25 protein-coding genes and 4 tRNA genes are annotated in these 24,214 nt (G+C 46.4%); 23 read left to right on the forward strand and 6 right to left on the reverse strand.

Features of this window, described 5'->3' with window-relative positions:
* Positions 1-16: 16 nt before the first annotated feature.
* From gspL to FTT68_RS01960, 11 genes are all read left to right on the forward strand, one after another.
* Positions 17-1,156 (forward strand): type II secretion system protein GspL, encoded by a 1,140-nt coding sequence (gene gspL, locus FTT68_RS01910; protein ID WP_180175146.1) that lies wholly within the window; start codon positions 17-19, stop codon positions 1,154-1,156.
* The gene (gene gspM, locus FTT68_RS01915) at positions 1,156-1,635 is read left to right on the forward strand and encodes a type II secretion system protein GspM (protein WP_180175147.1); all 480 of its coding nucleotides are present in this window, start codon (positions 1,156-1,158) and stop codon (positions 1,633-1,635) included. The genes gspL and gspM overlap by 1 nt, the downstream gene beginning before the upstream one ends.
* Before the next feature lie 90 nt (positions 1,636-1,725).
* Positions 1,726-2,727, forward strand: coding sequence for a quinone-dependent dihydroorotate dehydrogenase (locus FTT68_RS01920; protein WP_016658357.1), 1,002 nt, complete (start codon positions 1,726-1,728; stop codon positions 2,725-2,727).
* A gap of 4 nt (positions 2,728-2,731) precedes the next feature.
* Entirely contained in the window at positions 2,732-3,307 is a 576-nt protein-coding gene (locus tag FTT68_RS01925; protein WP_016658356.1) for a CvpA family protein, read from the forward strand.
* 24 nt (positions 3,308-3,331) lie between these two features.
* On the forward strand, positions 3,332-4,870 hold the full coding sequence (gene purF / locus FTT68_RS01930; RefSeq protein ID WP_005177128.1) for an amidophosphoribosyltransferase: 1,539 nt from the start codon (positions 3,332-3,334) through the stop codon (positions 4,868-4,870).
* 90 nt (positions 4,871-4,960) lie between these two features.
* On the forward strand, positions 4,961-6,850 hold the full coding sequence (locus FTT68_RS01935; protein ID WP_104505564.1) for a M48 family metallopeptidase: 1,890 nt from the start codon (positions 4,961-4,963) through the stop codon (positions 6,848-6,850).
* A gap of 136 nt (positions 6,851-6,986) precedes the next feature.
* Positions 6,987-7,658 (forward strand): hypothetical protein, encoded by a 672-nt coding sequence (locus FTT68_RS01940; protein WP_180175148.1) that lies wholly within the window; start codon positions 6,987-6,989, stop codon positions 7,656-7,658.
* Positions 7,655-8,623 carry a D-glycerate dehydrogenase gene (locus tag FTT68_RS01945; protein WP_180175149.1) on the forward strand — a complete coding sequence of 323 codons (969 nt, stop codon included), beginning with the start codon at positions 7,655-7,657 and terminating at the stop codon, positions 8,621-8,623. Before FTT68_RS01940 ends, FTT68_RS01945 begins: the two co-directional genes overlap by 4 nt.
* An 82-nt stretch (positions 8,624-8,705) precedes the next feature.
* Positions 8,706-10,145 carry a M48 family metalloprotease gene (locus FTT68_RS01950; protein ID WP_180175150.1) on the forward strand — a complete coding sequence of 480 codons (1,440 nt, stop codon included), beginning with the start codon at positions 8,706-8,708 and terminating at the stop codon, positions 10,143-10,145.
* Between the two features lie 38 nt (positions 10,146-10,183).
* Positions 10,184-10,579, forward strand: a complete 396-nt coding sequence (locus tag FTT68_RS01955) for a GFA family protein (protein WP_160241430.1) — start codon at positions 10,184-10,186, stop codon at positions 10,577-10,579.
* A 48-nt stretch (positions 10,580-10,627) separates the two neighbouring features.
* A complete protein-coding gene (locus FTT68_RS01960; protein WP_171502426.1) occupies positions 10,628-10,984 on the forward strand; it encodes a hypothetical protein in 357 nt (118 codons plus the stop codon).
* Positions 10,985-11,102: 118 nt separating this feature from the next.
* On the opposite strand, the gene FTT68_RS01965 is transcribed toward FTT68_RS01960, so the two are convergent.
* Together FTT68_RS01965 and rpsU are read right to left on the reverse strand one after the other, a co-directional pair.
* Positions 11,103-11,549 (reverse strand): GatB/YqeY domain-containing protein, encoded by a 447-nt coding sequence (locus FTT68_RS01965; protein ID WP_005177146.1) that lies wholly within the window; start codon positions 11,547-11,549, stop codon positions 11,103-11,105.
* Positions 11,550-11,582: 33 nt separating this feature from the next.
* Positions 11,583-11,798 (reverse strand): 30S ribosomal protein S21, encoded by a 216-nt coding sequence (rpsU, locus tag FTT68_RS01970; RefSeq protein ID WP_001136722.1) that lies wholly within the window; start codon positions 11,796-11,798, stop codon positions 11,583-11,585.
* A 147-nt stretch (positions 11,799-11,945) separates the two neighbouring features.
* Here rpsU and tsaD point away from each other — a divergent pair, with 147 nt between their 5' ends.
* Both tsaD and FTT68_RS01980 read left to right on the forward strand, forming a co-directional pair.
* Positions 11,946-12,962 carry a tRNA (adenosine(37)-N6)-threonylcarbamoyltransferase complex transferase subunit TsaD gene (gene tsaD / locus FTT68_RS01975; protein ID WP_180175151.1) on the forward strand — a complete coding sequence of 339 codons (1,017 nt, stop codon included), beginning with the start codon at positions 11,946-11,948 and terminating at the stop codon, positions 12,960-12,962.
* Between the two features lie 142 nt (positions 12,963-13,104).
* A complete protein-coding gene (locus tag FTT68_RS01980) occupies positions 13,105-13,740 on the forward strand; it encodes a hypothetical protein (protein ID WP_253586877.1) in 636 nt (211 codons plus the stop codon).
* A gap of 113 nt (positions 13,741-13,853) precedes the next feature.
* Here the strand turns inward: FTT68_RS01980 and FTT68_RS01985 are convergent, their stop codons facing one another.
* Positions 13,854-14,726: an ATP-binding protein gene (locus FTT68_RS01985; protein ID WP_075166693.1), complete on the reverse strand. Its 873-nt coding sequence runs from the start codon at positions 14,724-14,726 to the stop codon at positions 13,854-13,856.
* Between the two features lie 180 nt (positions 14,727-14,906).
* On the opposite strand from FTT68_RS01985, the gene FTT68_RS01990 reads away from it, so the two are divergent.
* The 6 genes from FTT68_RS01990 (at position 14,907) to FTT68_RS02015 (ending at position 17,816) form a co-directional block, all read left to right on the forward strand.
* Entirely contained in the window at positions 14,907-16,421 is a 1,515-nt protein-coding gene (locus FTT68_RS01990; RefSeq protein WP_168383937.1) for a DUF3336 domain-containing protein, read from the forward strand.
* Positions 16,387-17,223, forward strand: coding sequence for a protein kinase (locus FTT68_RS01995; RefSeq protein ID WP_180175152.1), 837 nt, complete (start codon positions 16,387-16,389; stop codon positions 17,221-17,223). Before FTT68_RS01990 ends, FTT68_RS01995 begins: the two co-directional genes overlap by 35 nt.
* Positions 17,224-17,330: 107 nt before the next feature.
* A tRNA-Leu gene (locus FTT68_RS02000) sits at positions 17,331-17,415 on the forward strand.
* Positions 17,416-17,448: 33 nt separating this feature from the next.
* Positions 17,449-17,522: transfer RNA gene (locus tag FTT68_RS02005), tRNA-Trp, on the forward strand.
* Positions 17,523-17,561: 39 nt separating this feature from the next.
* A tRNA-Leu gene (locus FTT68_RS02010) sits at positions 17,562-17,646 on the forward strand.
* 85 nt (positions 17,647-17,731) lie between these two features.
* Positions 17,732-17,816 (forward strand) — tRNA-Leu (locus FTT68_RS02015).
* Between the two features lie 158 nt (positions 17,817-17,974).
* Here FTT68_RS02015 and FTT68_RS02020 read toward each other — a convergent pair.
* Positions 17,975-18,178, reverse strand: a complete 204-nt coding sequence (locus FTT68_RS02020) for a hypothetical protein (RefSeq protein ID WP_005177162.1) — start codon at positions 18,176-18,178, stop codon at positions 17,975-17,977.
* Positions 18,179-18,630: 452 nt separating this feature from the next.
* Here FTT68_RS02020 and FTT68_RS02025 point away from each other — a divergent pair, with 452 nt between their 5' ends.
* Complete coding sequence (locus FTT68_RS02025; RefSeq protein WP_005177167.1) at positions 18,631-18,903, forward strand: hypothetical protein; 273 nt, start codon at positions 18,631-18,633, stop codon at positions 18,901-18,903.
* A 15-nt stretch (positions 18,904-18,918) separates the two neighbouring features.
* Here the strand turns inward: FTT68_RS02025 and gloB are convergent, their stop codons facing one another.
* Positions 18,919-19,653 carry a hydroxyacylglutathione hydrolase gene (gene gloB, locus FTT68_RS02030; RefSeq protein ID WP_005177169.1) on the reverse strand — a complete coding sequence of 245 codons (735 nt, stop codon included), beginning with the start codon at positions 19,651-19,653 and terminating at the stop codon, positions 18,919-18,921.
* 129 nt (positions 19,654-19,782) lie between these two features.
* Here gloB and FTT68_RS02035 point away from each other — a divergent pair, with 129 nt between their 5' ends.
* Positions 19,783-21,759 (forward strand): acyltransferase family protein, encoded by a 1,977-nt coding sequence (locus tag FTT68_RS02035; RefSeq protein WP_180175153.1) that lies wholly within the window; start codon positions 19,783-19,785, stop codon positions 21,757-21,759.
* A gap of 60 nt (positions 21,760-21,819) precedes the next feature.
* Here the strand turns inward: FTT68_RS02035 and FTT68_RS02040 are convergent, their stop codons facing one another.
* Positions 21,820-23,052: a pyridoxal phosphate-dependent aminotransferase gene (locus FTT68_RS02040; RefSeq protein ID WP_005177173.1), complete on the reverse strand. Its 1,233-nt coding sequence runs from the start codon at positions 23,050-23,052 to the stop codon at positions 21,820-21,822.
* A 155-nt stretch (positions 23,053-23,207) separates the two neighbouring features.
* Here FTT68_RS02040 and msrB point away from each other — a divergent pair, with 155 nt between their 5' ends.
* Entirely contained in the window at positions 23,208-23,627 is a 420-nt protein-coding gene (gene msrB, locus FTT68_RS02045; protein WP_005177175.1) for a peptide-methionine (R)-S-oxide reductase MsrB, read from the forward strand.
* Positions 23,624-24,106: a glutathione peroxidase gene (locus tag FTT68_RS02050; RefSeq protein WP_005177178.1), complete on the forward strand. Its 483-nt coding sequence runs from the start codon at positions 23,624-23,626 to the stop codon at positions 24,104-24,106. The genes msrB and FTT68_RS02050 overlap by 4 nt, the downstream gene beginning before the upstream one ends.
* Positions 24,107-24,214: the final 108 nt, after the last annotated feature.

A 24,214-nucleotide genomic window follows, 5' to 3' on the forward strand; every position in this document is an offset into this window, starting at 1 on the left:
TGGCAGTACAATAACAATGTTGCAAATATGGATGCCGGAAGCCAATGGGGTTTGGCAATGGTCGAGCGAGGAGTACTGGGTTCAGGCCAATACCCTGGAAGACCTGATTCAGGCGATACAGCTTCATCAGGGTGAAGAAGCAGTGGTGTATTTTCCGAGCCGGGATATACAGATGCTGCAACAGCAGATGAGCAAGGCCCAATACAAGCAGCTGGGGCCAGACGGAATTAAATTCCTGCTAGAAGAGTTTGTGGTATTGCCAATTGATGCCATGAAAGTGCTGCATCATTTTCAGCAGCCGGACCGCCTGACTTTACTTGGTGTGGCGCAAAGCCATGTCGAAACCTTGCAACATGCTTTGGCGCTATTGCCGGTCAAAGTCACGGCCTTATTGCCAGACTTTTTATTGCTGCCAGTGCCTGAGCCTGATCATATTGTGCTGGCCAATGTCTGTGGCCGGTTGCTGGTACGTGAAAATGAATATCTGGGCAGCTCGGTCGATGATCTGGCTTTATTTCTGGATTATCAGGCGCCTGAACAGCATTATCAGATCAGTAATTTTACCGCCGAACAGATGCACAGTATTGAGGCTATCAGCACGCATGAGCAGTTAAACTCTTTCCATTATGAAGTGCCGGTGCTGAAAAAAGTCAAACAGCATCCTTTTAATATTTTACCCAAAGCCAAAAGTGAATCGGGCATTTCGGGTTACTGGAAAGCCTGTGCTGCGGTATTTTTGGGGATTCTGGTGGTGCAGTTCAGTTATGATGCCACGCGCTGGTATCAGTATAAAAAAGTTGCGAATCAGACCGCGGTGCAGGCGATTGATCAGTTTAAATACTGGTTTGGGCAAAACTATCCGGTCACCGAGCAAAATATTAAAAGCCAGTTTGAATATCAGTTAAAACAAAGCCAGACTGCCGATACCCAGGCCTTACAGTTGCTCAGTCGGGTCGGGCCGGTATTGATGCAGAATCAGATTGTGGCCAGACGGGTCAATTATGATCTGTCCAGTCTGAATATGGAATTGCAGGCCAGTTCCGCAGCCAGCTTGCAGGCATTGACCCAGCAATTAAACCAGCAAGGCTTTAAGGTCGAGCTAGGTAATATTCAACCGGCCGCCAACGGCGCAATCGGACTGGTGAAAATACAATAATGAAAGCAGTAGAAAAAATTCAGCAGCGTTGGGATCAGTCGCTGGAAAAATTAAATGACTATTTAGATACGCTGAGCTTGCGTGAACGGATCATGGTGATTTTTACCGGTATTTTTGTGCTGGTGGCCGCCGTCGGATCGGCGCTGTGGTATATGCACGGCGCAGCAGATCAGCAGCAAAAACGGCTCAATACCTTAAAAGATCTGGTGGTGTGGATGCAAAGCAACGCCGTGACCATGAAGCCGGCCGGGGATGTACAGCTCAGCAGTCTGGAAAAAGTACAGCGCGTGGCACAGCAGCAGGGTTTATCGGTTGCATCGCAGCAGTCGGGTGAAAAAATTCAAATTGTAAGCAGTCATGCACAATATTCTGTGCTGGCCAATTTCCTGACCCAGCTGGCACAAATGGGATTAAGCATTGAAAAAATGGAATTAATTTTCGATGCCGGGCAGATTAAATTAACGGCGACAGTGCAATAACCGGTAAAAATAAACAATGGTCAAGCATGGTGTTTTCAACAATCTGGGCCTATAATAGGCCGACTTAAAAAGCCGTAGACTTTTGCCGATATGTTGTATTCTCTTGCCCGCCCTTTGTTGTTTTCTTTGGCACCGGAGCGTGCACATGAGCTCACATTATCTTTATTAAAATCAGGTCATAAAATGGGCCTGATGCGTCAGCAGGTGGCAGCAAAACCGGTCACCTGTATGGGTATTGAATTCCCGAATCCGGTAGGTCTGGCTGCAGGCCTGGACAAAAATGGTGCCTATATTGATGCACTGGCCGCTCTAGGTTTTGGTTTTATTGAAATTGGTACCATCACCCCGCGTCCACAAGCCGGTAATCCACATCCGCGTCTGTTCCGTTTACCGCAGGCCAAAGCCATTATTAACCGCATGGGTTTTAATAATGATGGCGTCGATAAGCTGATTGAAAACGTCAAGGCCGCCAAATTTAAAGGCGTACTGGGGATTAATATTGGTAAAAATGCCGATACTCCGGTAGAAAAAGCGGTTGATGATTATCTGATCTGTTTAGAAAAAGTTTATAATTACGCCTCTTATATTACGGTCAATATCTCATCACCAAACACCAAGAATTTGCGTAGTCTGCAAAGCGGCGATGCCCTGACCGAGCTGTTGCAAACCTTGAAACAGCGTCAGTTGGCGTTGGCCGAAGAGCATCAGCATTATGTACCGTTGGTGCTGAAAGTCGCGCCAGATCTAGAACCGTCCGATATTGAATTTATTGCCCAGCAATTACTGCAATTTAAAATTGACGGTTTAATTGTGACCAATACCACCTTGTCTCGTGAAGGGGTAGAGAATTTGCCACATGGCGATGAAGCCGGTGGTTTATCGGGTGCGCCAGTATTTGAAAAGAGTACCGCGTGTCTGGCAGCCTTTGCCAAAACCTTAGAGGGCAAAATTCCTTTAATTGGTGTTGGTGGTATTCTTTCAGGTGAGCAGGCAGTTGCGAAACGCAATGCCGGTGCAACTTTGGTACAAGTGTATAGCGGTTTGGTCTATACTGGCCCGGAACTTGTGAAAGATTGTGTAGACGCACTTTAAAGTCATGAACGCCATCGATATCTTTATACTGATTATTCTGCTCATTGGAGGGCTTAACGGTTTGCGTCAAGGATTTATTAAAGCCTTTGCGAACTTGGTCGGTTGGATTTTTGCCCTGATTGTGGCGGCAAAATATGCTTCCGTTCTAGCGCCTTCAATGACCGCTCTCAGTGCTGATCCGGTGGTTCAGAAAATTGCGGCCTTTGCTTTTATTGTGTTGGTGATTGTGGTGCTGACCTGGATGGTGAGCGCATTATTAAACCGCATCTTGAAATCGCTGAAACTGGGCCCATTAAATCGTTTAGCCGGTGGTGCGTTTGGTACCCTCAAAGGTCTGCTGATTGTGCTAATTGCCATTCAGGGCATTGGGCCGTGGGTCGAAAGTTCGCCGCACTGGAAACAGTCCAAATTTATTCAAACCCTTTTACCTTATGCGCCTTGGGCCACACAAATGTCCAAAGATGCCGCCAATGAGGCTTTACAGCACATCAAATCAGAAGATGCTCCGAAATCTTCTGGTTCTTCATCTGAACCTGAACGAAAGGGCGCAGATGAGTCAACGAATAATCCTTTTTATTAATCCTAGCTGGTCTGCGAGGTTGCTATGTGTGGAGTAGTTGGTATAGCTGGTAAATCACCTGTTAACCAAATGTTGTTTGATGCATTAACGATGTTACAACATCGGGGACAAGATGCAGCTGGGATTGTCACTTGCCATGAAGGTCGCTTGTTCTTGCGTAAAGACAACGGCATGGTGCGTGATGTATTCCATACCCGTCACATGCGTGCCTTGCTGGGCAACTACGGGATTGGTCATGTGCGTTATCCGACGGCAGGTTCATCTAGCAGTGCAGAAGCGCAGCCGTTTTATGTGAACTCGCCGTACGGTATTACGCTGGCGCATAACGGTAATCTGACCAATGCCGAAGAAATTCATGAAGACCTGTTCAAGACTGATTTACGTCACATGAATACCGATTCAGATTCAGAAGTACTGTTAAACGTTTTTGCCCATGAATTACAAAAACGCGGCAAGCTGGAGCCGGCAGCAGAAGATATCTTCCATGCGGTAACGCGTGTGCATGAGCGTTGTAAAGGGGCTTATGGCGTGGTGGCCATGGTGACCGGTCAAGGGATTGTGGGCTTCCGTGACCCGCATGGGATTCGTCCGTTAATTTACGGTTCGCGTGAAACCGATGAAGGCATGGAATACATCATTGCCTCTGAATCGGTGGCAATTACGGCACTGGGCTTTAAAGTCGAGCGTGACCTGGCACCGGGTGAAGCCATCTTCATTGACTCTAACGGCCAGATGTTTACCCAGCAGTGTGCGGCGCAATCTGAATATCATCCATGTATTTTTGAATATGTGTATTTCGCGCGTCCAGATGCGACCATTGATGGTATTTCGGTATACAAAGCCCGTTTAAAAATGGGTGAGAAGCTGGCGCAAAAAATCCTGCGTGAATGGGGTGAGGAACACGATATTGATGTCGTGATTCCAATTCCAGATACTTCGCGTACTTCGGCCTTGGAACTGGCCAACACCTTAGGTGTTAAATTCCGTGAAGGCTTTATGAAAAACCGTTATATCGGTCGTACCTTCATTATGCCAGGTCAGCAGCAGCGTAAAAAATCGGTACGTCAAAAGCTGAACCCGGTTGAGCTGGAATTTAAAGGCAAGAATGTGTTACTGGTAGATGACTCGATTGTGCGTGGTACCACCTGTAACGAAATTATCCAGATGGCACGTGACGCTGGTGCCAAACGCGTATTCTTCGCTTCAGCGGCACCGATGGTGAAATATCCAAACGTGTATGGTATTGATATGCCGGCTAAATCTGAGTTGATCGCCTCTAGCCGTAGCGTCGAAGAAATTCGTGAAATTATTGGTGCTGACCGTCTGATTTTCCAAGATCTTGAAGATTTGAAAGCTGCAGTACGTACCCATAAAGTACCAGAAGTCAATGATTTCGATTGCTCGGTGTTTGATGGGGTTTATGTCGCAGGCGGTATTGATGAAGCCTATCTGGATAATCTTCAGCAAAAACGCAGCGATACAGCTAAAAAGAAAAAAGACAATTATATTGATGTGAATATTGATGCTGCATCGGTAGATTTGACCGGTTTGAAAGAAGAATAATTCTTGTAAAACTGGCAGGAAAAGCGGGAAATTCCCGCTTTTTTCATTTATGATGTCGCCTAAAGACAATGTAATTTAAGGAAATTTACATTGAAAGATGTAGGTTACTACTTTATTAAAAACAAGAATATGATGTGGTCTGCAAGCCTGTGTCTGCTTGCGGTCATCCTGACCATTTTTATTTTAAATACTGTACTGGGTTTGCTGGTGCATTATATTGATGCTTCGCAGTCCATTTACTGGCATAGCTTAAGCCCTTATCTGGTCGCGGTACTGCTGTCTTTAATGGGCATTTCCATTGCCATTGAATTATATATTTTCCGTTCTGGCGGCCACTCACTGGCCAAGCAGCTGTGTGCACGTCGTTTAAGCCTGATTGAAAGCACGCCGGAAGAAAGTGTTGCCTTAAAAATTACCGAACAGCTGGCCGATACCTTCGCGATTGATACGCCGGCGCTGTATGTCCTGCCGGATGAAGTCGGGGTAAATGCACTGACCGCCGGTTTTTATCCACGCGATATTGCGATTATTCTGACCTGGGGCGCCTTGCAAAACCTGGATGAGCAGGAACTGTATGGCTTGCTCAGTCATGAGTTTCATCAAATTTTAAGTGGTGAAACTGCGGAAAATACCAAGCTGAAAATTCTCTACAGCAGCCTGACCACGTTTAGCCAGTGGGGCAGTAAAGTGGCCAAACTCGGCTTTGGCAAGCAGTATTACAACACCGCTTATGCACCTGCCACGCCTTTTGTTGCACTGGGCGGCATGATCTGGCTGATTGGCAGCTTAGGCATGCTGATTACCCGTTTTATTAAATATTTAAACCTGAGCGGGCGTACCTTTAAAAACGACCTGAAAACCAAACGTTTAATCCAGAACAATGCCAATATTCAAACCCTGCTCAGGATTTATGTGCACCATGCCGGTTCGCAAATTCACAGTGAATATTCGGAATCAATTGCGCATATGTGTTTTGCCAACTCGCTGAGTCCGCAAAGCTGGTTGAATATCCATCCGAGTATTGATGCGCGGATTTATGAGTTAAATCCGGCACTGGTACAGGATCTGCAACTGGAAAACCTGAAAAAGCTGCGCAGTCAGCCCTGGTTTGGTCTGTTTCGTTCACTGGAAGAAGTCAATGGTGAATATTATGCACCGTGGAGTTCGCCGCAACCTTTGCCTTTGTTGCGGTTATCCCCGATTAGTTTTGCCATTAAAGATGCAATCAAGCCGCTGAAACCGGAAATCCGCCGTAATATGCCGCGTCCGGAACTGATCCAGCGTGCCTTGCAGACGGCCACTGGTTCGCGTGAGGTGATGATGGCAATTTTAATGATTCGCCAATACCGCGAATTTATTCCGCCTGAAGTAGAAGTCAGCCGTGCCATTGTCGATGCCTTGTTAAATCTGGATGGTCGGGTGCATATCTCCATTTTTCTGGAAGCCTGCCAGAATATTGGCGGTATGCCGGCCAGTATCGCGCGGCAGTTTTTGACCAAGCTGGCCAAAATTATTCAGGAAGATGGGGAAATTGGACTGCTGGATGCCTTGCTGCTGGAGCGGGTCAAATCTGAGTTGAACCTGCTGCCGCTACATACCCCGACGGCGCTGGATGAAGTTAAACCGCAAATTGTACGTTTAATTGATGCCTTGCTGCATGTGCAGCAAATCAATAGCGGCAACCAGCTGGAAGTGCGGGAAAAAATTTTACAGCGCGTACTGACACCGTATGAAATGTCGCTGTATGAAGAAATTTCCGATGAGCCAATTGATCTGGCAGAAATTCTGAATGATATGGCCGGGCTGTTGTTGCGTGACCGTTTAAGTATTCTGGGTATTGCCGAAGCCTGTTTGTGGAATGACCGGATTATCACTCAGGATGAGCTGGATGTACTGGAGCTACTGTACTGGCGTTTAGGCTTTGCCACCGAAGAAATGGTTGAGCGTATGCAGAAGAAAAACAGTTTAATGATTATCTAAGGACTCTATTTCTGAGTGCGGTAGGCGGATCGAGTCATCCTCATTGAGCAGCTTTGATATGACTGGATGCAGAAAGCACAGCAAAACCGGACTAATCCGGCTAGAATAGCCCTATGGACATAAGTGACGATAGCAGATGATTGGGCATCAACGTGAGATTTTGGCAAGTTTGGGAATTGATATATGGATTCCCCGGGACGCTGCATCTCAAAATTTGCCAGCATCTTCCTTATGGCGCGATCAGGCCCCGGCAGAACTGCTGACTGAAATTGTCATGCCGGCAGCTGTCGCGGCGACGGCGCCTCAAGATATTGCCTTACAGCTTAGACAGCCTGTTGCGGAACCACAAGTCTCTCCGCAAGAGAATCCAGTCGAAAGCCCGGCAGAACCTGTCACGCCTGCGGCTCTGGTTGAAGTGCAGCCTGCCTTACAGATTGACGCATTCCATTTACAAGCCATTGCTACAGAGCAATATACGATTGTGCTGGATGCCACCCACATCAATGAGTCGCAGCAACAGTTATGGCGCAATATTCAGCGTGCGGCACAGGCAGAATTTTTTGAGCTGAATTGGCCCTTTGCTTTGCCTGAGCTGCAAGATGGCCGGGCGGTCTCGGTGTATGTGCAAGGTTTTCTGGATGCGATTGCACTGGAGAAAAAGATCATTGTGCTGGGTCAATTGCCTCATGTACAGTTAACGCAAGCTACAGCGTTGCCCGCTTTGGCCGAGATGCTAGAACAGCCCCTATTGAAAAAACAGCTATGGCAGGCTATGCAAGATAAAAAACACATGACGGATCAGGAATGAAACAAAAAGTTATCGCATTTAGTCAGGTTGATCAGGACGTTTTAAGCCAGCTGAAACAGCAGTATGACGTGGTAGAAATTAGCCCGAAACTGGGTGATGTTAATGAGCAGATTCGTGCTCATGTCCAAGATGCTGATGGCATGATTGGTGCGGGGCGTTTGCTCAATGCCTCTAACCTGACGGGTGCAAGCCGTCTTAAAGTGGTTTCCAGTATCAGTGTCGGTTATGACAATTATGATGTGGACTATCTGACTGAGCAAAAGATTTATCTGTGCCATACACCGCATGTGTTAACCGAAACCACTGCTGATTTAGCTTTTAGTCTGTTAATGGGAGCCGCGCGTCAGCTGGCCTATCTGGATCGCTGGACCAAACAGGGCGAATGGAAACGTACCGTTGGCCCGGCCCAGTTCGGTCAGGATATTCATGGTAAAACTTTAGGGATTATTGGTCTGGGGAATATTGGTGCGGCCATTGCCCGTCGTGGGCGCTATGGCTTTCACATGAATATTCTGTACCATAACCGCCGCGAAAATCTGGCGCAGGCACAACCCTTAAATGCGCAATATCGCAGTCTGGATGAGCTGCTACAACAGTCGGACTATGTAGTGGTCGCGGTGGATTTAAACGCCGACTCGACCGCTTTAATTGGTGCGCGTGAATTTGAGCTGATGCAAAAACATGCGGTATTTGTGAATATTGCCCGTGGTTCCGTGGTCAATGAACAGGCTTTAATTGACGCGCTGAAACAACAGAAAATTTTTGCGGCCGGTCTGGATGTCTATGAAAAAGAACCGCTGCAAAGTTCGGAGCTCTTTGGTCTGGACAATGTGCTGACCTTGCCGCATATTGGCTCAGCGACCGCAGAAACCCGTAAAAAAATGGCCTGGCTGGCCTATAAAAATCTGGTGGATGTGCTGGAAGGCCGGCAGCCGGGCTACGCGGTCAATGGCGGATTTGCGTAAAACTTCCTAACACTTCGTTGCATATTTCTTCGATATTGAATGCTATATTCAAGACACGAGCAGATAATTTGAGAACGGCAATTTGAAACGGTTGTTTTTAGCAGGTAGTTTAGGCCTGCTTACAGCATTCACTTCGACACATGGGGCAAACTTCACCACTTCACCACAATTTAATGTGCCAGAAATTGGCGCAGGGGTGGGGCTGATCGATCAGCAAAAAGAACGCATGATTGGTGAAAAAGTCTATCGTGAAGTGCAGCGTCAAATGCCGGTGGCGCAAAATCCGTGGCTGGAAGACCAGCTGTTCTCGGTCTTCTCGCATCTGCTCAGCCAGACCCAAATGGGCCAGCCCATTGGTCTGCTCATTATTAATGATCCGCAAATTAATGCCTTTGCCGTGCCAGGCGGTCTATTTGCCTTAAATACCGGTCTGGTGACTTCTGCGCGTAATATGGATGAAGTGGCCGGGGTGATGGCGCATGAAATTGCCCACGTGACCCAGCGTCATTATAGCCGTTCACAGGAAGCTTTTAAGGGACAGGGTCTGCTGGCACTAGCAGGTGTGCTGGTGGGTGCATTGGTGGCATCCCAGGCCGATGGTGATGCCGGTGCTGCCGTGATGATGGGCTCACAGGCTGCATTAATGGATAAGCAGCTGGCCTATAGCCGTAATCAGGAACGTGAAGCCGACCGGATTGGCATGCAATATATGTATACCGCCGGTTATAACCCGCAAAGCATGGCCGATTTTTTTGAGGTAATGCACCGTGCCACCAGCCGGGTCAGTTTCCTGCCAGATTTCTGGTTTACCCATCCACTAACCACAGAACGGATGAGTGAAGCGCGTTTGCGTGCCAACCAGTTGCCACGGGTGAAATCATCATTACGTGATGAAGAATTTGATATTTTAAAACAGTACACCTTGGTGGTATCCAATCAGGCGACAGAGCAGCAATTGCAGGTGCTGGCCAGCCGTAACAACTTTGCTGCACAGCTGGCTTTAGCGGCTTTTTATACCCGGCAGGGAGATTATGCTCTGGCGCAGCAAACGCTGGATCAGGCCAAAAATCATCGCCGTTTACATCATCTTATTAGCTTAATTCAAACTGACATCTATTTAGGGCAGAATAAGCTGAGTGAGGCTTATAAAGTGATCAGTTCGCCTGCGCGGATTATGCCGGAGAACCGGGCCTTGAATTACAAGCTGGCAGAAGTGCTGATCCGGCAGAATCAGCCGGCTGAAGCACAGGCACTGGTGCAAAAGTTCCTGAACCGGAATGAGCGTGATTTAAGTGCCTGGCGTTTGATGCAGCAGGCCGCCAATATTGATCGTAGTTCGCCATTACGCACGGTGAATGTATTGCGTTATCGTGCAGAACTGCAATACTGGTCTGGATGGGAGGAAGAAGCGATTAAATCCTTGCTGCATGCCCAGCGTCTGGCCAAAGACAATCAGGCCATGACTGCCAAACTGAAAACACGTACCACAGAAATGCAGCGGGAACGACAGCTCAAAATTTAACAGCATGAAAAATCATAATAACAATAAGGAGAACAATGATGTTACAGGGACAATGTTTATGCGGGCTGGTGTATTACCATTATCAGGCCGAGCTGGAAAAGACCATTTTATGTTTTTGCCAGCATTGCCAGCGTGCGCAGGGGACCATGCTGGGCTGGAATAGCCCGATTGATCAAGCCAAATTTAAAATTGTACGCGGCCAGCAATATTTAAAAGAATATTTTCACAGTCCGAATAAGGCGCGGGTGTTTTGTCAGGAATGTGGCAGCCCGATTTATTCTTACCGTTTAGATTTACCGGGGGTTCTGCGTTTGCGTTTGGGAACGGTGACTGAAGGCTATGTGCCGGCACCCATCGAGCAGGCTTTTGCACATCGAAAACCGCAGTTTTTGCAAGTCAGTCTGCTGGAAACCTCTGTAAGGCATGGGGTTTAAAATGCTAGAATTCCGGCTCCTGGCTAAATAATGATTTTAAATAACGCGATGAAAAAATTATGGATGGGCGTATTGCTCTGGGGGAGTCTGTCTGTGGTCCAGGCAGCAAGTGTGGAGCAGTATGTACTGGCGGTTGAGCAGATTAACCAGAGTTATAAGCAGCAGACCCGGCAGTTTTTAAAGGGCTTGAATCCGCAGCAATCGGGTTTTAGTCCGGCGCAGCAACAGCAGTTTTGTGGCATTGTGCAGAATTATATTGATCAGCTGTATAGCGCTGCAGATGAAAACCGTGCCTATCTGGATCCGCAATATCGCAACATGACCAAGCAGGATGTGGCCCAGCAGGTGTATTCATCTAAAGAAATGCAGATGCTGAAAAAATATCAGGTCAATTGTGCACACTGATAGAAGTGACTCAAGAACTGCTTAAAACTTTAGGCAGTTTTTTTATTTTCGGGAAAATAAACTGATACAGCTGTTGATGCTGTTCGGGGAGGAAAGTGAGGCGTATGCCTGACTTGAATTAGCTTAATTTGGCTTTAATTTTGGCAGATACTTGTGCAGGATCGGCGCGCCCGGCTATGAGCGGACGCAGAGAATTCATCACCTTACCCATATCTTTCATGCTAGTAGCTTCTTGCGCTGCAATCGTTTGCGCAATGATGGAATCAAGTTCTTCCTCAGTCATAGCTTCTGGTAGAAACTGAGATAACACCTCAATTTCGGCTTGTTCCTTACTAGCTAAATCTTCTCGGCCAGCACCTTCAAAGGCTTTAACCGATTCTTTACGTTGTTTAATTTGCTTTTCAATGACCGCAAGAACCTGAGCATCGTCAAGCTCTTTGCGCTCATCGACTTCGATTTGCTTAATTGCCGCCTGTAGACTACGAATGACCGTTAACTTGTCCATTTCTTTAGCGCGCATTGTCGCTTTCAAAACGTCAGTAATCTGGCTTTTTAAAGTAGTCATGTTTTAATCCAGGCAGTCAATCACAAATTAATCTTAGTAAAGGCGAGTAGTACGTACTGATTCACGCGCCAATTTCTTTTGGTAGCGTTTAACAGCAGCAGCTTTTTTGCGCTTACGTTCTTGAGTTGGTTTTTCGTAGAATTCACGCTTACGTACGTCAGCTAAAACACCTGCTTTTTCGCAAGAACGTTTGAAACGACGGATAGCTACGTCTACTGGTTCGCCTTCTTTCAATTTAACTTGTGGCATGAAGAATCCTCATTAAGTTATGGATAAGATCTGGGGCCGAATTGCCCTCGATCACAAGTGAAGGTCAGTATTTTACTCATTTACATCTCATATCACAAGTCTATAATAGTTCCCGCAATAAATTTGATACAGGTTATAGGCAGTTTAATGATCGTTTTAGGCTTAGAAACATCGTGTGATGAAACAGGACTCGCGCTGTACGACAGTGAGTTGGGTTTACGCGGACAGGTGCTGTATAGCCAGATCAAACTGCATGCCGAATATGGCGGCGTGGTGCCAGAACTGGCCTCACGGGACCATGTGCGTAAACTGATTCCATTAATGAACGAACTGCTTGAGCAAAGCGGTGTGAAAAAATCGGATATTGATGCCGTGGCCTATACCCGCGGTCCGGGCCTGATGGGCGCCTTGATGACCGGGGCGCTGTTTGGCCGCACCCTGGCATTTGCCTTAAATAAACCTGCGATTGGTGTGCATCATATGGAAGGGCATATGCTGGCGCCGTTATTGTCTGCAACGCCACCTGAATTTCCATTTGTTGCACTGTTGGTGTCGGGTGGACATTCACAGCTGATGGCCGCGTATGGCATTGGCCAGTATGAACTGCTGGGTGAGTCAATTGACGATGCTGCCGGTGAAGCTTTTGATAAAGTGGCCAAGATGATGGGCTTGCCGTATCCGGGTGGGCCGAATATTGCCAAACTGGCCGAGCATGGTGATCCGAATGCTTTTGCTTTCCCGCGTCCGATGCTGCATCAGGATTTAACCTTTTCCTTTAGTGGTTTAAAAACTGCCGTTTCGGTGCAGATGAAGAAACTCGGTGATGAAAACCGTGATGCCGATATTGCCGCCAGTTTCCAGGAAGCGATTGTAGATACTTTGGTAAAAAAATCGGTGAAAGCATTAAAACAGACCGGTTTAAAACGTCTGGTGATTGCGGGTGGCGTGAGTGCTAACAAGCGCTTGCGTGAACGTCTGGAAGCCGATTTAGCCAAGATTAAAGCCACGGTTTATTATGCAGAGCCTGCGCTGTGTACCGATAATGGCGCCATGATTGCCTTTGCAGGTTATCAGCGTTTAAAAGCAGGACAGCAGGATGGTTTGTCTGTGACGACCACACCGCGCTGGCCGATGACGGAATTGACCAATCCAGAGCAAGTATAAAAGAGGCGAAAGCCTCTTTTTTAATGCTTATAATGCAATGAATTTAATAATTTTTTATTGAGTTAAAATGAAATCAGTCAGATATAAAGATTTAAATTTGGGTAATGGGATATTTGAAGGTTGAAATGATCAGCAGGGTTTGATGATATGCGGTTATGAATGGGGTAACTCTAAGAAAGATCAGGAGCAGTCACAGGACGCAAAGCCAGTTGATTTTAATATCGCTTGTACCTTTAGTAACAAAGTTCCGAGATATGGGCAGGGTGCTTTATCATGGCCCTATGATAATAGAATTAAACGGTGGTTTGCTTTATGGGGCCATCCGCTAGATAGTAATGAATATGGTCAGGATTTTGATAAGTCCATTATACAGACCAATTGGGCCAATACCTGCAATCATCAATTAGCGAATTACTCGCATCTGTTGAGCGAAGAACAGGTCAATAATTTTATAAATCATATCAGTACCTTAAAACCTAAGATTATCCTGTTTATGGGAAGTCAGCTGATACATCTTTTAAGAAATCCTATAGTTAAAGCCCGTTTTGAAGAAATTGTGGGTACAGAAATTCCAGATAGTTTTGTAGTGAAGCAAAAGAAAGAGTTTTCAGGAAGAAAATTTAAAATATATTTTTGTGAGTTTGAAAACTGTCAGATTATAGGTTTACCACATCCATCTTCAAGCCGCGGGTTATCTGATCGGTATATTGAATTATTTGAACCTGAAATGAATACGATCATTTCACAATTTAAAAAAGAAAAAGCGATTAATCCTTAAGATAGAAAGCCCAATCTCACAAGGTTGGGCTTTTCAACATGAGCGAACAGATTGTAGATGAGGATTTTCAATCCATAATCGCTATTTCTGTCTGGCAGAGCAATATAGGCAACTTAAAGTTGCTTTAACTGCGCAGACCCAATCCAGTGCTTCGAGAACTGATAAGCGGCACGACCAGAACGCTGCCCACGTGCCTGACACCAGCGTAAAGCTTCGGCACGCGCTTCAGCGGTGAGTTTCATCTCCGCCTTTTGCAGATAATGCTCGACAATTTCTAAATACAGATTCTGATCCATTGGATAAAACGACAGCCACATCCCGAAACGATCGGACAGCGAAATTTTTTCCTCAATCGCTTCCTGTGGATGCAGCTCGGTATATTGCGGCACATCTACCCGTGTTACCGGTGTATTTTCATGCATAAACTCAGGTAATAAATGCCGGCGGTTACTGGTGGCATAAATCACAAAATTACTTGAACCGGACTGTAATGAACCATCTAGCACGCTTTTTAAAGAACGATAATTTTCATCTTCGGCGTTAAAGGCCAGATCATCACAATAGACAATAAATTTTTCCGGCCGATCTGCAATCAGCTTCTGAATTTCAGGCAAATCCGATAAATCATCACGTTCAATTTCAATTAACCGTAACCCTTGTGCTTCATACTCGGTTAGCAGGGCACGCACAATGGAAGATTTTCCGGTACCACGTGAACCGGTAAGCAGTACATCATTGGCCGGTAAGCCTTTTAAAAACTGCAAGGTATTTTGAATTACTTTTTCTTTTTGTTTTTCAATGCCTTTTAAATCTTCCAGATAGATTTTTCGTGGCTGGTAAATGGCTTTTAACTGTTGATCCTGCCATTTAAAGGCCGATGCAGAAAAATCGGTGGCTTGCTTGAGTTCAGGCAAATGTTGCTGGAGCTGCTGTAAAACGGTTGCAAGCGAGGTGAGAATATTATCGGGTAAATCAATATGCGCCATGATTATTCAGCTTTTCGGTCTAGGTCAAAAGATTATCGGGTGCACAAACGACTGTATACCAAGGCGAAATGATTTAGCAATGAAAACATGAATTATGCAATTGAAGAATGTCTGAAATTTCTGCATAGTTAGGAGACATCGACAGATCAGCGCCTATTCAGCGAAGCGCAGAGGGAAGCTATGTTGTTTAAAGAGTTTAGCCAGGACATTAATCCTCATCAGGCCTATCGGATCAAAAAATTAAAACGAAAAATAGAACATGCCGAGAGTTACGAAGAATGGAAAAATCTGGCACTAAAAATAGATGAAGAATCGGGGGCGCAGGAATGGAAGTATGACAACACCTCGCCGTATTTTGATGCTGAAATTATTGCCCATCGTCTGAATTTATTACGCCGTTACCGCCTGGCAGAGCGAACCAGCGATCTGATGTATATTCTGCGTGAAGGCCTGACCTATGATGTGGCCAATATTGCCCATCCGATGCTGTTTACCGCGACCTATGTCGGCACCAAAAAAATTATTGAAGATTATATTGAAGAAGTCAGCAACAGTCTGGCCTTTATTGCATCCAAAGAATGCCATTTGCTCAGTACCCAGGAAAAAATAGAATTTTTTAAAAACTGTCAGGTGGCTTATGGCCAGCCGGCGATTATGTTTTCAGGCGGGGCAACCTTGGGCCTGTTCCACACCGGTGTGTGCAAGGCGCTGCTCGAGCGTGACCTGATGCCGCAAGTGCTATCTGGCTCCAGTGCCGGGGCGATTATGACCGCCATGCTTGGTATTTCCAAACCGTCGGAGATGATGCACATTTTAAATGGCGAATCGTTCTTTACCGAAGCTTTTCATTTTCGCCGCTGGGAAGATATTTTAAAGGGCAATGGCGGTATTGCCGATGTGCGCTATCTAAAAAAATTCCTGCTCACCAACCTGGGTGATGTCACCTTTGAAGAAGCCTTTAAGATGTCCGGGCTGCATATCAATATTGCAGTTGCGCCGTATGATGCATCACAGGAAGCACGCATCATGAACAGTTATACCTCGCCAGATTTGCTGGTCTGGAGTGCAGCTTTGGCCTCCTGTGCGGTACCGGTGCTGTTTCCACCGGTGCGTTTGACCAGTAAACGGCAGGATGGGGAACATACGCCCTATATGGGCAGAACCCGTTGGGTCGATGGCAGTGTGCGTAGTGATTTCCCGCAGGAAAAAATGGCGCGTTTATATAATGTGAATTACACCATTGCCAGTCAGGTCAATCCGCATGTGGTGCCATTTATGCAAACCGATGCCGAGCGTTTCCGTAAAGATATGCTGAGCTGGCCGGAGCGTATTGTGCGCCGTCAGGGCAAAGTGATTAGTAAGGGGATTATGGACTTTACCCGTGAACGTGTCGGTGGTGTGCCGGCGGTACGCCGTCTGCTCGATCATGGCCATGGCATTGTCGATCAGCGTTATTATGGTGATGTGAATATTGTTGGCAAATATGGCTGGCGTCATTATAGCTATATGTTGCAAAATCCGCGTCCACACCTGTTCCGATTGCTGCAACGCGAAGGTGAACGCGCCACCTGGCCAAAAATCTCCATGATTGAAACCCATGCCCGCGTGGGTAAAACCATTCAGCATTGTCTGGAACTTTTAGAATATCAGCAGAACCCCGTTGAACACGCCAAATCCGAATTTATTGCCGTTTAGTCCGGCTGAACTTGAACACTATTGTTTTGAGTTAAAAACCAAGCCGCAAAGCTTCAAGATGGGGCGGCGTCTGTTTCAGTTTCAACAAGGGCAATCTGTATACTGGTTGAAAGCCCAGCAGAGGGATGCGCATCCGCAACTGAGCGCAGGTTTTTGCCGAGAGCTGGATTTTTATCGCCAGTTTCAGCAGGCAGATGCACCGGATTTTTTACTGCCATTCTATTGTAGTCAAAATACCGAAATGCTGTGCATTCAGCAGGAGACTTTTCAGGATTATCTGATTGTGCCGAATGCGCCGGCGTTTTTTGCTTTAGCCCCCTCACAATTTAGCCAAAGCCAGATTCAAACACGTTTGCTGCAGGTACTGGATAGCCTGGAACAGCTAACACGGTTGGGCTATTCACATGCAGATTTAAAAGCCGAACATTGGCGCGAATGGGCAGGGCAGGTCAAACTGATTGATTTTGAGCAGTTGCAGGCCATAGATGATCCGCTAATGTCCAATATGACTGCCACACCACGCTATATGGCACCTGAATTATTTCATGGTGAAGCCAAAACGCTGGCCAGTGATCTTTATGCGCTGGGGATTATTATCTATGAATGGCTGACTCAGCGCCGTTTACAGGCCAAAAGTTATCAGGATTGGGCCTATTTGCATTGTCAGCAGCTTAAAATTGAGTTACCCGCAGCGTATTTGGGCTTTCAAGACTTGCTTGAAGTGATGCTCAACAAACAAAAAAGCCAGAGAGAAGTCAGTTTTTTTGCCTTAAAAACGCTGTTAAGCACTGAAAATGCTTAAGAAAAAACCAAAATAGAGGCTTTTGTTTTTTATTTAAACAAACAAGTGGCTTTTTCATAAAAAGGGCTTGTCATCGGGAAGTGATCTCTATAATATACACAGCCATCGGGGGCGTGGCGAAATTGGTAGACGCACTGGATTTAGGTTCCAGCGCTGCGAGGCGTGAGAGTTCGAGTCTCTCCGCCCCCACCACTTAAATATCAAGTGAGCTTGATTTTAGGTAACAGAGGATTGGTGTAATGGTAGCATGACGGTCTCCAAAACCGTTCGTCAAGGTTCGAATCCTTGATCCTCTGCCAGAATTTTGAGAAATCCAGCATTAAGTTGGTACCCGGTATGGGGGCGTGGCGAAATTGGTAGACGCACTGGATTTAGGTTCCAGCGCTGCGAGGCGTGAGAGTTCGAGTCTCTCCGCCCCCACCACTCAAAATTAGCAAGGTCAAAATCCTCGCTTTTTTGTTGAACCGGCCAGCTTGAGTATTTCTTCAAAAAATTGGCATCTTTATATGGGGATGTGGCGGAATTGGTAGACGCACTGTGTTCAGGTCGCAGCGCCGCAAGGTGTAAGAGTTCGAGTCTCTTCATCCCCACCAAATTCTGAAAAAGCAGGGCAGATGTCCTGCTTTTTTATTGCCTGTTATTTTGTCAGGCCTTTATCTCGCCCAAAGAAAAGCCCGCAGAACAGACGGTTCAACGGGCTCAAGTTATGAGAACACTTTATTTTTCTCGATCAAAGAGTGCGTAAACGAATTCAGGCTTTTAAGTGGTCCTCAAATTCTTCACCGAGTTGTACGGCTAGTGCATTGCCGGCCAGTTCACCCGTGACCAGACCATATTCTTTTTTAAAACTAAAGGTAAAACCACGGCCATCGGCTAAATTTTTGACTGAATATCCCAGTTTTTCTAACCAAATACGAAAGGCAATTAAATTTTTAGCTTTTACCACTTTTTTCACGAGTGTACTCCCTTATCTTCAATAAAGTATAGATATGGTTATATCAAGATTTTTTAAAGGGCAAAATTCAAGAATGTGTCAAAAAATATTGAGACTGATGATTTTTGCAGCAAAAAAGACAGAATTTGAGCGCCTGAAAAACATGTATTGATGAATAAAGCGGCAGAATTTTAAGCAAATTTTAAATTAATTGATTGATATATTTGATGTATTTTTATTCTAAATTTTCAACATTATCTATGGGCTATTTAAGCCGGTTTGAAATAATTTGTTAAATATTGATGACAACACATCTTTAAGTATTTCTTACAACTTCGGCCCGGCGCGAGATAAAAAGTTGTAGCGATCTGCCGGCTATAATTTGCATACGCTGAGTGATTGATGGCTTTATTTTCAGCCATCGCGGGCGTGGAGATCGGGTATCATAAAGCACAGCAACAGGAGTGAGTAAGATGACGCCAAATACCATTGAAGCTGACGTACAGCAGACCATTCAACAGATGCAGCAACAGGGCCAAACCCCGGTGGCGGTAATGCTAGGCCATGAAGACTGGCTGGTCTTTACCGAACAATCGCAGGTGGCCTACACTCCATTTGGCAGTGCGCGTCGTTATCAACCAGCGTTGGGCGGCTTACTGCTGGTACGCATTGATGAAATGAATGCGGTACGTGTGGTGACACAGACCGAGCTGGATGCGTATGCGGCCAGTCACCAGCTGTTATAAACCGGTTAAACCGCTTTAAAAATTATCTTTCATTTCACGTAATTTTTGGAATTCTTCGACGCTGTCCACCCGTAAAAAAGGATTGGTCTGCAGTTCCAGTTCAATGGTACTTGGCAAGGTCGGCTGATTTAGCAGGCGTAAATCTTCCACCTGCTGATAACGCTGTTGTAGCGCCAGATTATCCGGTTCAACATGCAGGGCAAATTTGGCATTGGACAGGGTATATTCGTGGGTGCAGTACACTTGGGTGCGCGCTGGTAATGCCGCCAGACGGTTTAAAGAGTGATACATCTGCTCAAAGGTGCCTTCAAAAACCCGGCCGCAGCCCATCGCAAACAGGGTATCACCGCAAAACAGGGTATCGATGGCATCCATAAAATACACAATATGCCCCAGGGTATGGCCGGGAACCGCCAGTACATCCACCTGCAGATCATGAAATTTAAAATGGGCTTCATGCTGCAAAGGGTGGGTGATAAACGGAATTTTACTCAGCTCTTCGCGTGGTCCATACACTGGAATATTGCGTGATTGCAGCAGCTCCGGCACACCCCCAATATGGTCTTTATGCCAGTGGGTCAGCCAGATCTGGCTTAAATTTAAACCATGTTCACGGCAATACTGTTCCACCGGTTCGGCTTCGGTGGGGTCGACCACAATCACATCTCTGGATGTGGTATGTTCCAGCAGCCAAATATAATTCTGTAACTGGTTCTGAATATCCAGCAGATGCACTTTATAGTTGCTCATCCCTCACCCCCACATAATATAATGCCCAGTATAGCCTGAAAGCGATGTTGTCGTCGCTGTGTATCCAAAATTGATCTTTGACTGAAAAGGTCTACAATAAGCCACGTTTCAATTTTCCCCTGCACGTTCATGAGTTTTGCCTATCGCGCCGATATTGACGGTTTAAGAGCGATTGCCGTCCTGTTGGTGATTTTTAATCATATTGGCCTGTCTATTTTCCCCGGTGGTTATATTGGCGTCGATATTTTCTTTGTGATTTCGGGCTATTTAATTACCTTGATTTTAAGCAAAGAAATCCAGAACCAGACTTTCTCAATTGGTCGCTTTTATAAAAAGCGGGTGGTGCGTTTGGCACCGGCCTATTTTACTGTACTGAGTGTGGTGAGTCTGGTGGCCTGGCAGGTGATGCTGCCCGATGAGCTGAGTCGTTATTTCGACAGTGTCTTTTATGCCACGTTTCTGATGGCCAATATTTATATGCAGCGTGAAGTCGGTGATTACTTCAGTCAGAGTGTCAATGAAGTGCCGCTGCTGCATTTATGGTCGTTGGGTGTTGAAGAGCAGTTCTATATTTTCTGGCCGCTGATTCTGCTGTGCTTTATGAAAAGAAGTAACCGGCAATGGGGTCTGCTGATGGTCGGATCTTTTATTCTCATGTCGTTGCTGTATGCGCAGCAGCAGTTGAGCGTGAATGCCGAGAAAGCCTATTACAGTATGCCGGTCCGCGCCTTTGAACTGCTCTTGGGTGCGCTGATCTGCTTTTTGCCACAAATAAAATGGTCAAAATGGCTGGCGCAAACGCTGGTCTGGAGTTGTCTGGCGCTGTTGTTAGGCACGGCAATGTGGTTGGATCATGCCACACCATTTCCGGGCGCAATGGCGCTGATTCCATGTCTGGCAACGGCCTTGATTATTTATATCGGCCAGAGCGTGCAGTCGCAGAATGTGGTACTGACCAACCGTTTTAGCCTCTGGATGGGCAAAATTTCCTATCCTTTATATTTATGGCACTGGCCGGTAATTGTACTGTTCAGTATCTATATGCTGCCGGTTAATGCCGGTTATCAGCTGGCTATGGTGCTGCTTAGTATCGCGCTGGCCTATCTGACTTATCGTTATATTGAACAGCCGAGCAAAGGTTTTGTGATGGCTGCCAATTACAAGGTCATTCTGAGCGGTTTTGTGGCGCCGGCGCTCTGTTTTATTGGCGTGGCGCAGCTGGTCAGTCAGCATCAGGGTTTTCCGGAGCGCCTAAGTCCGCAAGTGCAAAACCAGATGGCAGCCTTAAATTCGTTTGCGCATGGCATCCGGCAGAAATGTCACAGCTTTCCCAATCCTGAAACGCTGGCCAATCCGCAAGACTGTGTGCTGGGTGTGGAAAAACCGCAGATTGATTTTATGCTGATTGGTGACTCACATGCCAACAGTTATACCGGACTGCTGGATGTCTGGGCCAAAGATGCCGGACTGCGCGGTTATGACAGCACTCAGGACACCACTATTTATTTACCGGGTGTCCAGCGTGGCCGTGGTGAGCATGAAGTGGCTGCCTTTCAAGCCCGCAATGACGCAATTGAGGCGCATTTAAAACAGCATCATTATCAGTTTGTGGTGATGTCAGCTGCCTTTAGCCAGTATCTGGATGCCGGGCATGATCTGCATCCGAGCGCAGAAGAGGACAGTCAGGTCGCGAATCATTTAGACAGTTATTTTGCCGGTTTACAGGCTGCGGTGGATAGTGCACTGGCCAGCAGCGAGTATGTAGTGATGCTGATGGATGTTCCGGTGATTGATCCGGATCAGGCCAATTGTTCATTACGCCGTGAATGGCTGGGGATTGAGCGTGAATGCGCGGTGTCGGCAGAGGCATTCCAGCAGAGCAATGCACCAATTTATCAGTGGATGAATGAATTGCAGCAGCAGTACCCACAACTGATTGTGGTCGAGCCGACCAAGGTGCTGTGTGATGCGCAGCAATGTGATTTAAGTGTCGAGGGGACGCCGCTGTATCGAAATCAGGATGATGATCATCTCAGTTTTAAAGGTTCGGAAGCGCTGGGGCAGGCCTATTTACAGCAATACGGCAATCCGCTGAAATCACTTTAAGCTTTCTCGTCTGCACAAAAAAGCCGTGAATAGATCACGGCTTTTTTATTGTATTTCAGCTTAGCGGATTTTCGCCAGGAAACGGCCCAAGCGGCTAAGCGCTTCACGTAATTCATTTTCAGCCGGCAGGAACACCACACGGAAATGATCTGGGGTTGGCCAGTTAAAGCCGGTGCCTTGAACCAGCAGCACTTTTTCGGCTTTCAGGAAATCCAGCATCAGTTTTTCATCATCTTCAATGGCGTAGACATTTGGGTCCAGTTTCGGGAAGCAGTACATTGCACCTTCTGGCTTGACGCAAGACACACCCGGAATTTCGTTCAGCATTTCCCAGGCAATATTGCGCTGTTCATACAGACGGCCACCCGGACGGATCAGGTCATTAATTGACTGATAGCCACCAAGCGCGGTCTGAATCGCATATTGCGCCTGATGGTTGGCACACAGACGCATAGAGGCCAGCATGTCCAGACCTTCAATATAGTCGGCTGCGCGTGAACGGTCGCCAGTAATGGCCATCCAGCCAGAACGGTAGCCGGCAATACGGTAGGCTTTAGATAAACCGTTGAATGAAATACACAGCTGATCACCAGCCAGGGCTGCAACCGACACATGTTCAATGCCGTCATACACGATTTTGTCGTAAATTTCGTCGGCAAATAAAATCAGATCATATTTTTTTGCCAGCGCGACAATCTGTTCCAGCACATGACGTGGATAAACTGCACCGGTCGGGTTGTTCGGGTTAATAATCACAATACCGCGGGTATTGGGTGTGATTTTGCTTTCCATATCGGCCAGATCTGGATACCAGTGATTTTCTTCATCACATTTATAGTGAATGGCCGTACCACCCGACAGATTAACCGCCGCCGTCCACAGTGGATAGTCCGGCATTGGAATCAGCATTTCATCGCCATCATCCAGCAGGCCTTGCATGGCCATTACGATTAGCTCAGACACACCATTGCCGATATAGACATCATTAACGTGCAGGTCAAAAATGCCTTTTTGCTGATAATACTGGCAAATAGCCTTACGTGCCGGGAAAATCCCTTTGGAGTCGGTATAACCGACTGCATTCGGCAGGTTCAGCGCCACATCGTTAATAATTTCCTGTGGGGCTTCAAAGCCGAAGGGGGCGGGGTTACCAATATTCAGTTTAATAATTTTATGGCCGGCCTCTTCCATTTCATTGGCCGCTCGTAACACAGGTCCGCGAATGTCGTAGCATACATGCTCGAGTTTTGAGGATTTTTTAATTTCGCGAGGAGTCGTGTTACCTGTGGACATAATTCCATCCAATTATATGTTTCTGTTAGCAAAAAATAGATTACGCAATTATCACAATCTATACTGAAATTTAGCTAGATATTTTGCAAGCTCTAGCGTAAATATGGAAGTACTGAAGCATGACATTGAATGTCAAAGATTTAAAGGAGTTAGTGATGGGAAAACTCAATAAAACAGACCGAGAATGGCAAAGAGAGTTATCACCAGAAGAGTTTCGGATTACACGACAAAAAGGAACCGAACCGGCCTTTACAGGGAAATACTGGAATAGCAAACAGGATGGGGTGTATGTGTGCCGTTGCTGTGGAGAAGCCTTATTTTCTTCCGACACCAAATACGACAGCGGCAGTGGCTGGCCAAGTTTCTACCGTCCAATTGCCCCGGGGGTTGTGGAAGAACATAACGATCAGTCGCATGGCATGGTGCGTACCGAAATTGTCTGTCATCATTGTGATGCACATTTGGGCCATGTTTTTGATGATGGACCGCAACCGACCGGCTTGCGCTATTGCGTCAACTCGGCGTCATTAGAACTAAAAACACAAGAAAAAAGTGATGAGGAAACCTATCCATGACCAACATTTATCAGTTTGAGGCTGAGTTGTTAGATGGGAAAAATAAATCATTTGCCGATTATGAAGGCAAGGTTTTATTGGTGGTGAATACCGCCAGCAAATGCGGTTTTACCCCGCAGTTTGCCGGACTGGAAAAGCTGTATGAAAAATACAAGACCCAAGGCTTTGAGGTGCTCGGCTTTCCCTGTAACCAGTTTGGTGGCCAGGACCCCGGTTCCAATGAGCAGATCGGGGCCTTTTGCCAGAAAAATTATGGGGTCAGCTTTCCCATGTTTGCCAAGGTTGATGTCAAAGGCCCGGAAGCACACGCAATTTTCCGTTATTTAACCAATAACAGCAAAGGCATTTTGGGCAATGGCATCAAGTGGAACTTTACCAAGTTTTTAATTGGCAAAGATGGCAAAGTCTTAAATCGCTATGCACCAACCACCAAGCCGGATGCGCTGGAACAGGATATTGAACAGGCCTTACAGGGTTAATACAGGGCAGGTGATTTCAGTATCAGCTTTAATTTTGGGGATGATCCTCATCCATGCAAACAGTGTTTAGTCCTGCCTAAAATGAAAAATCCACTCAATAGAGTGGAT

Origin of the sequence: Acinetobacter sp. Q85-2 (assembly GCF_013420555.1) — a bacterium.
Lineage (GTDB): Bacteria > Pseudomonadota > Gammaproteobacteria > Pseudomonadales > Moraxellaceae > Acinetobacter > Acinetobacter indicus.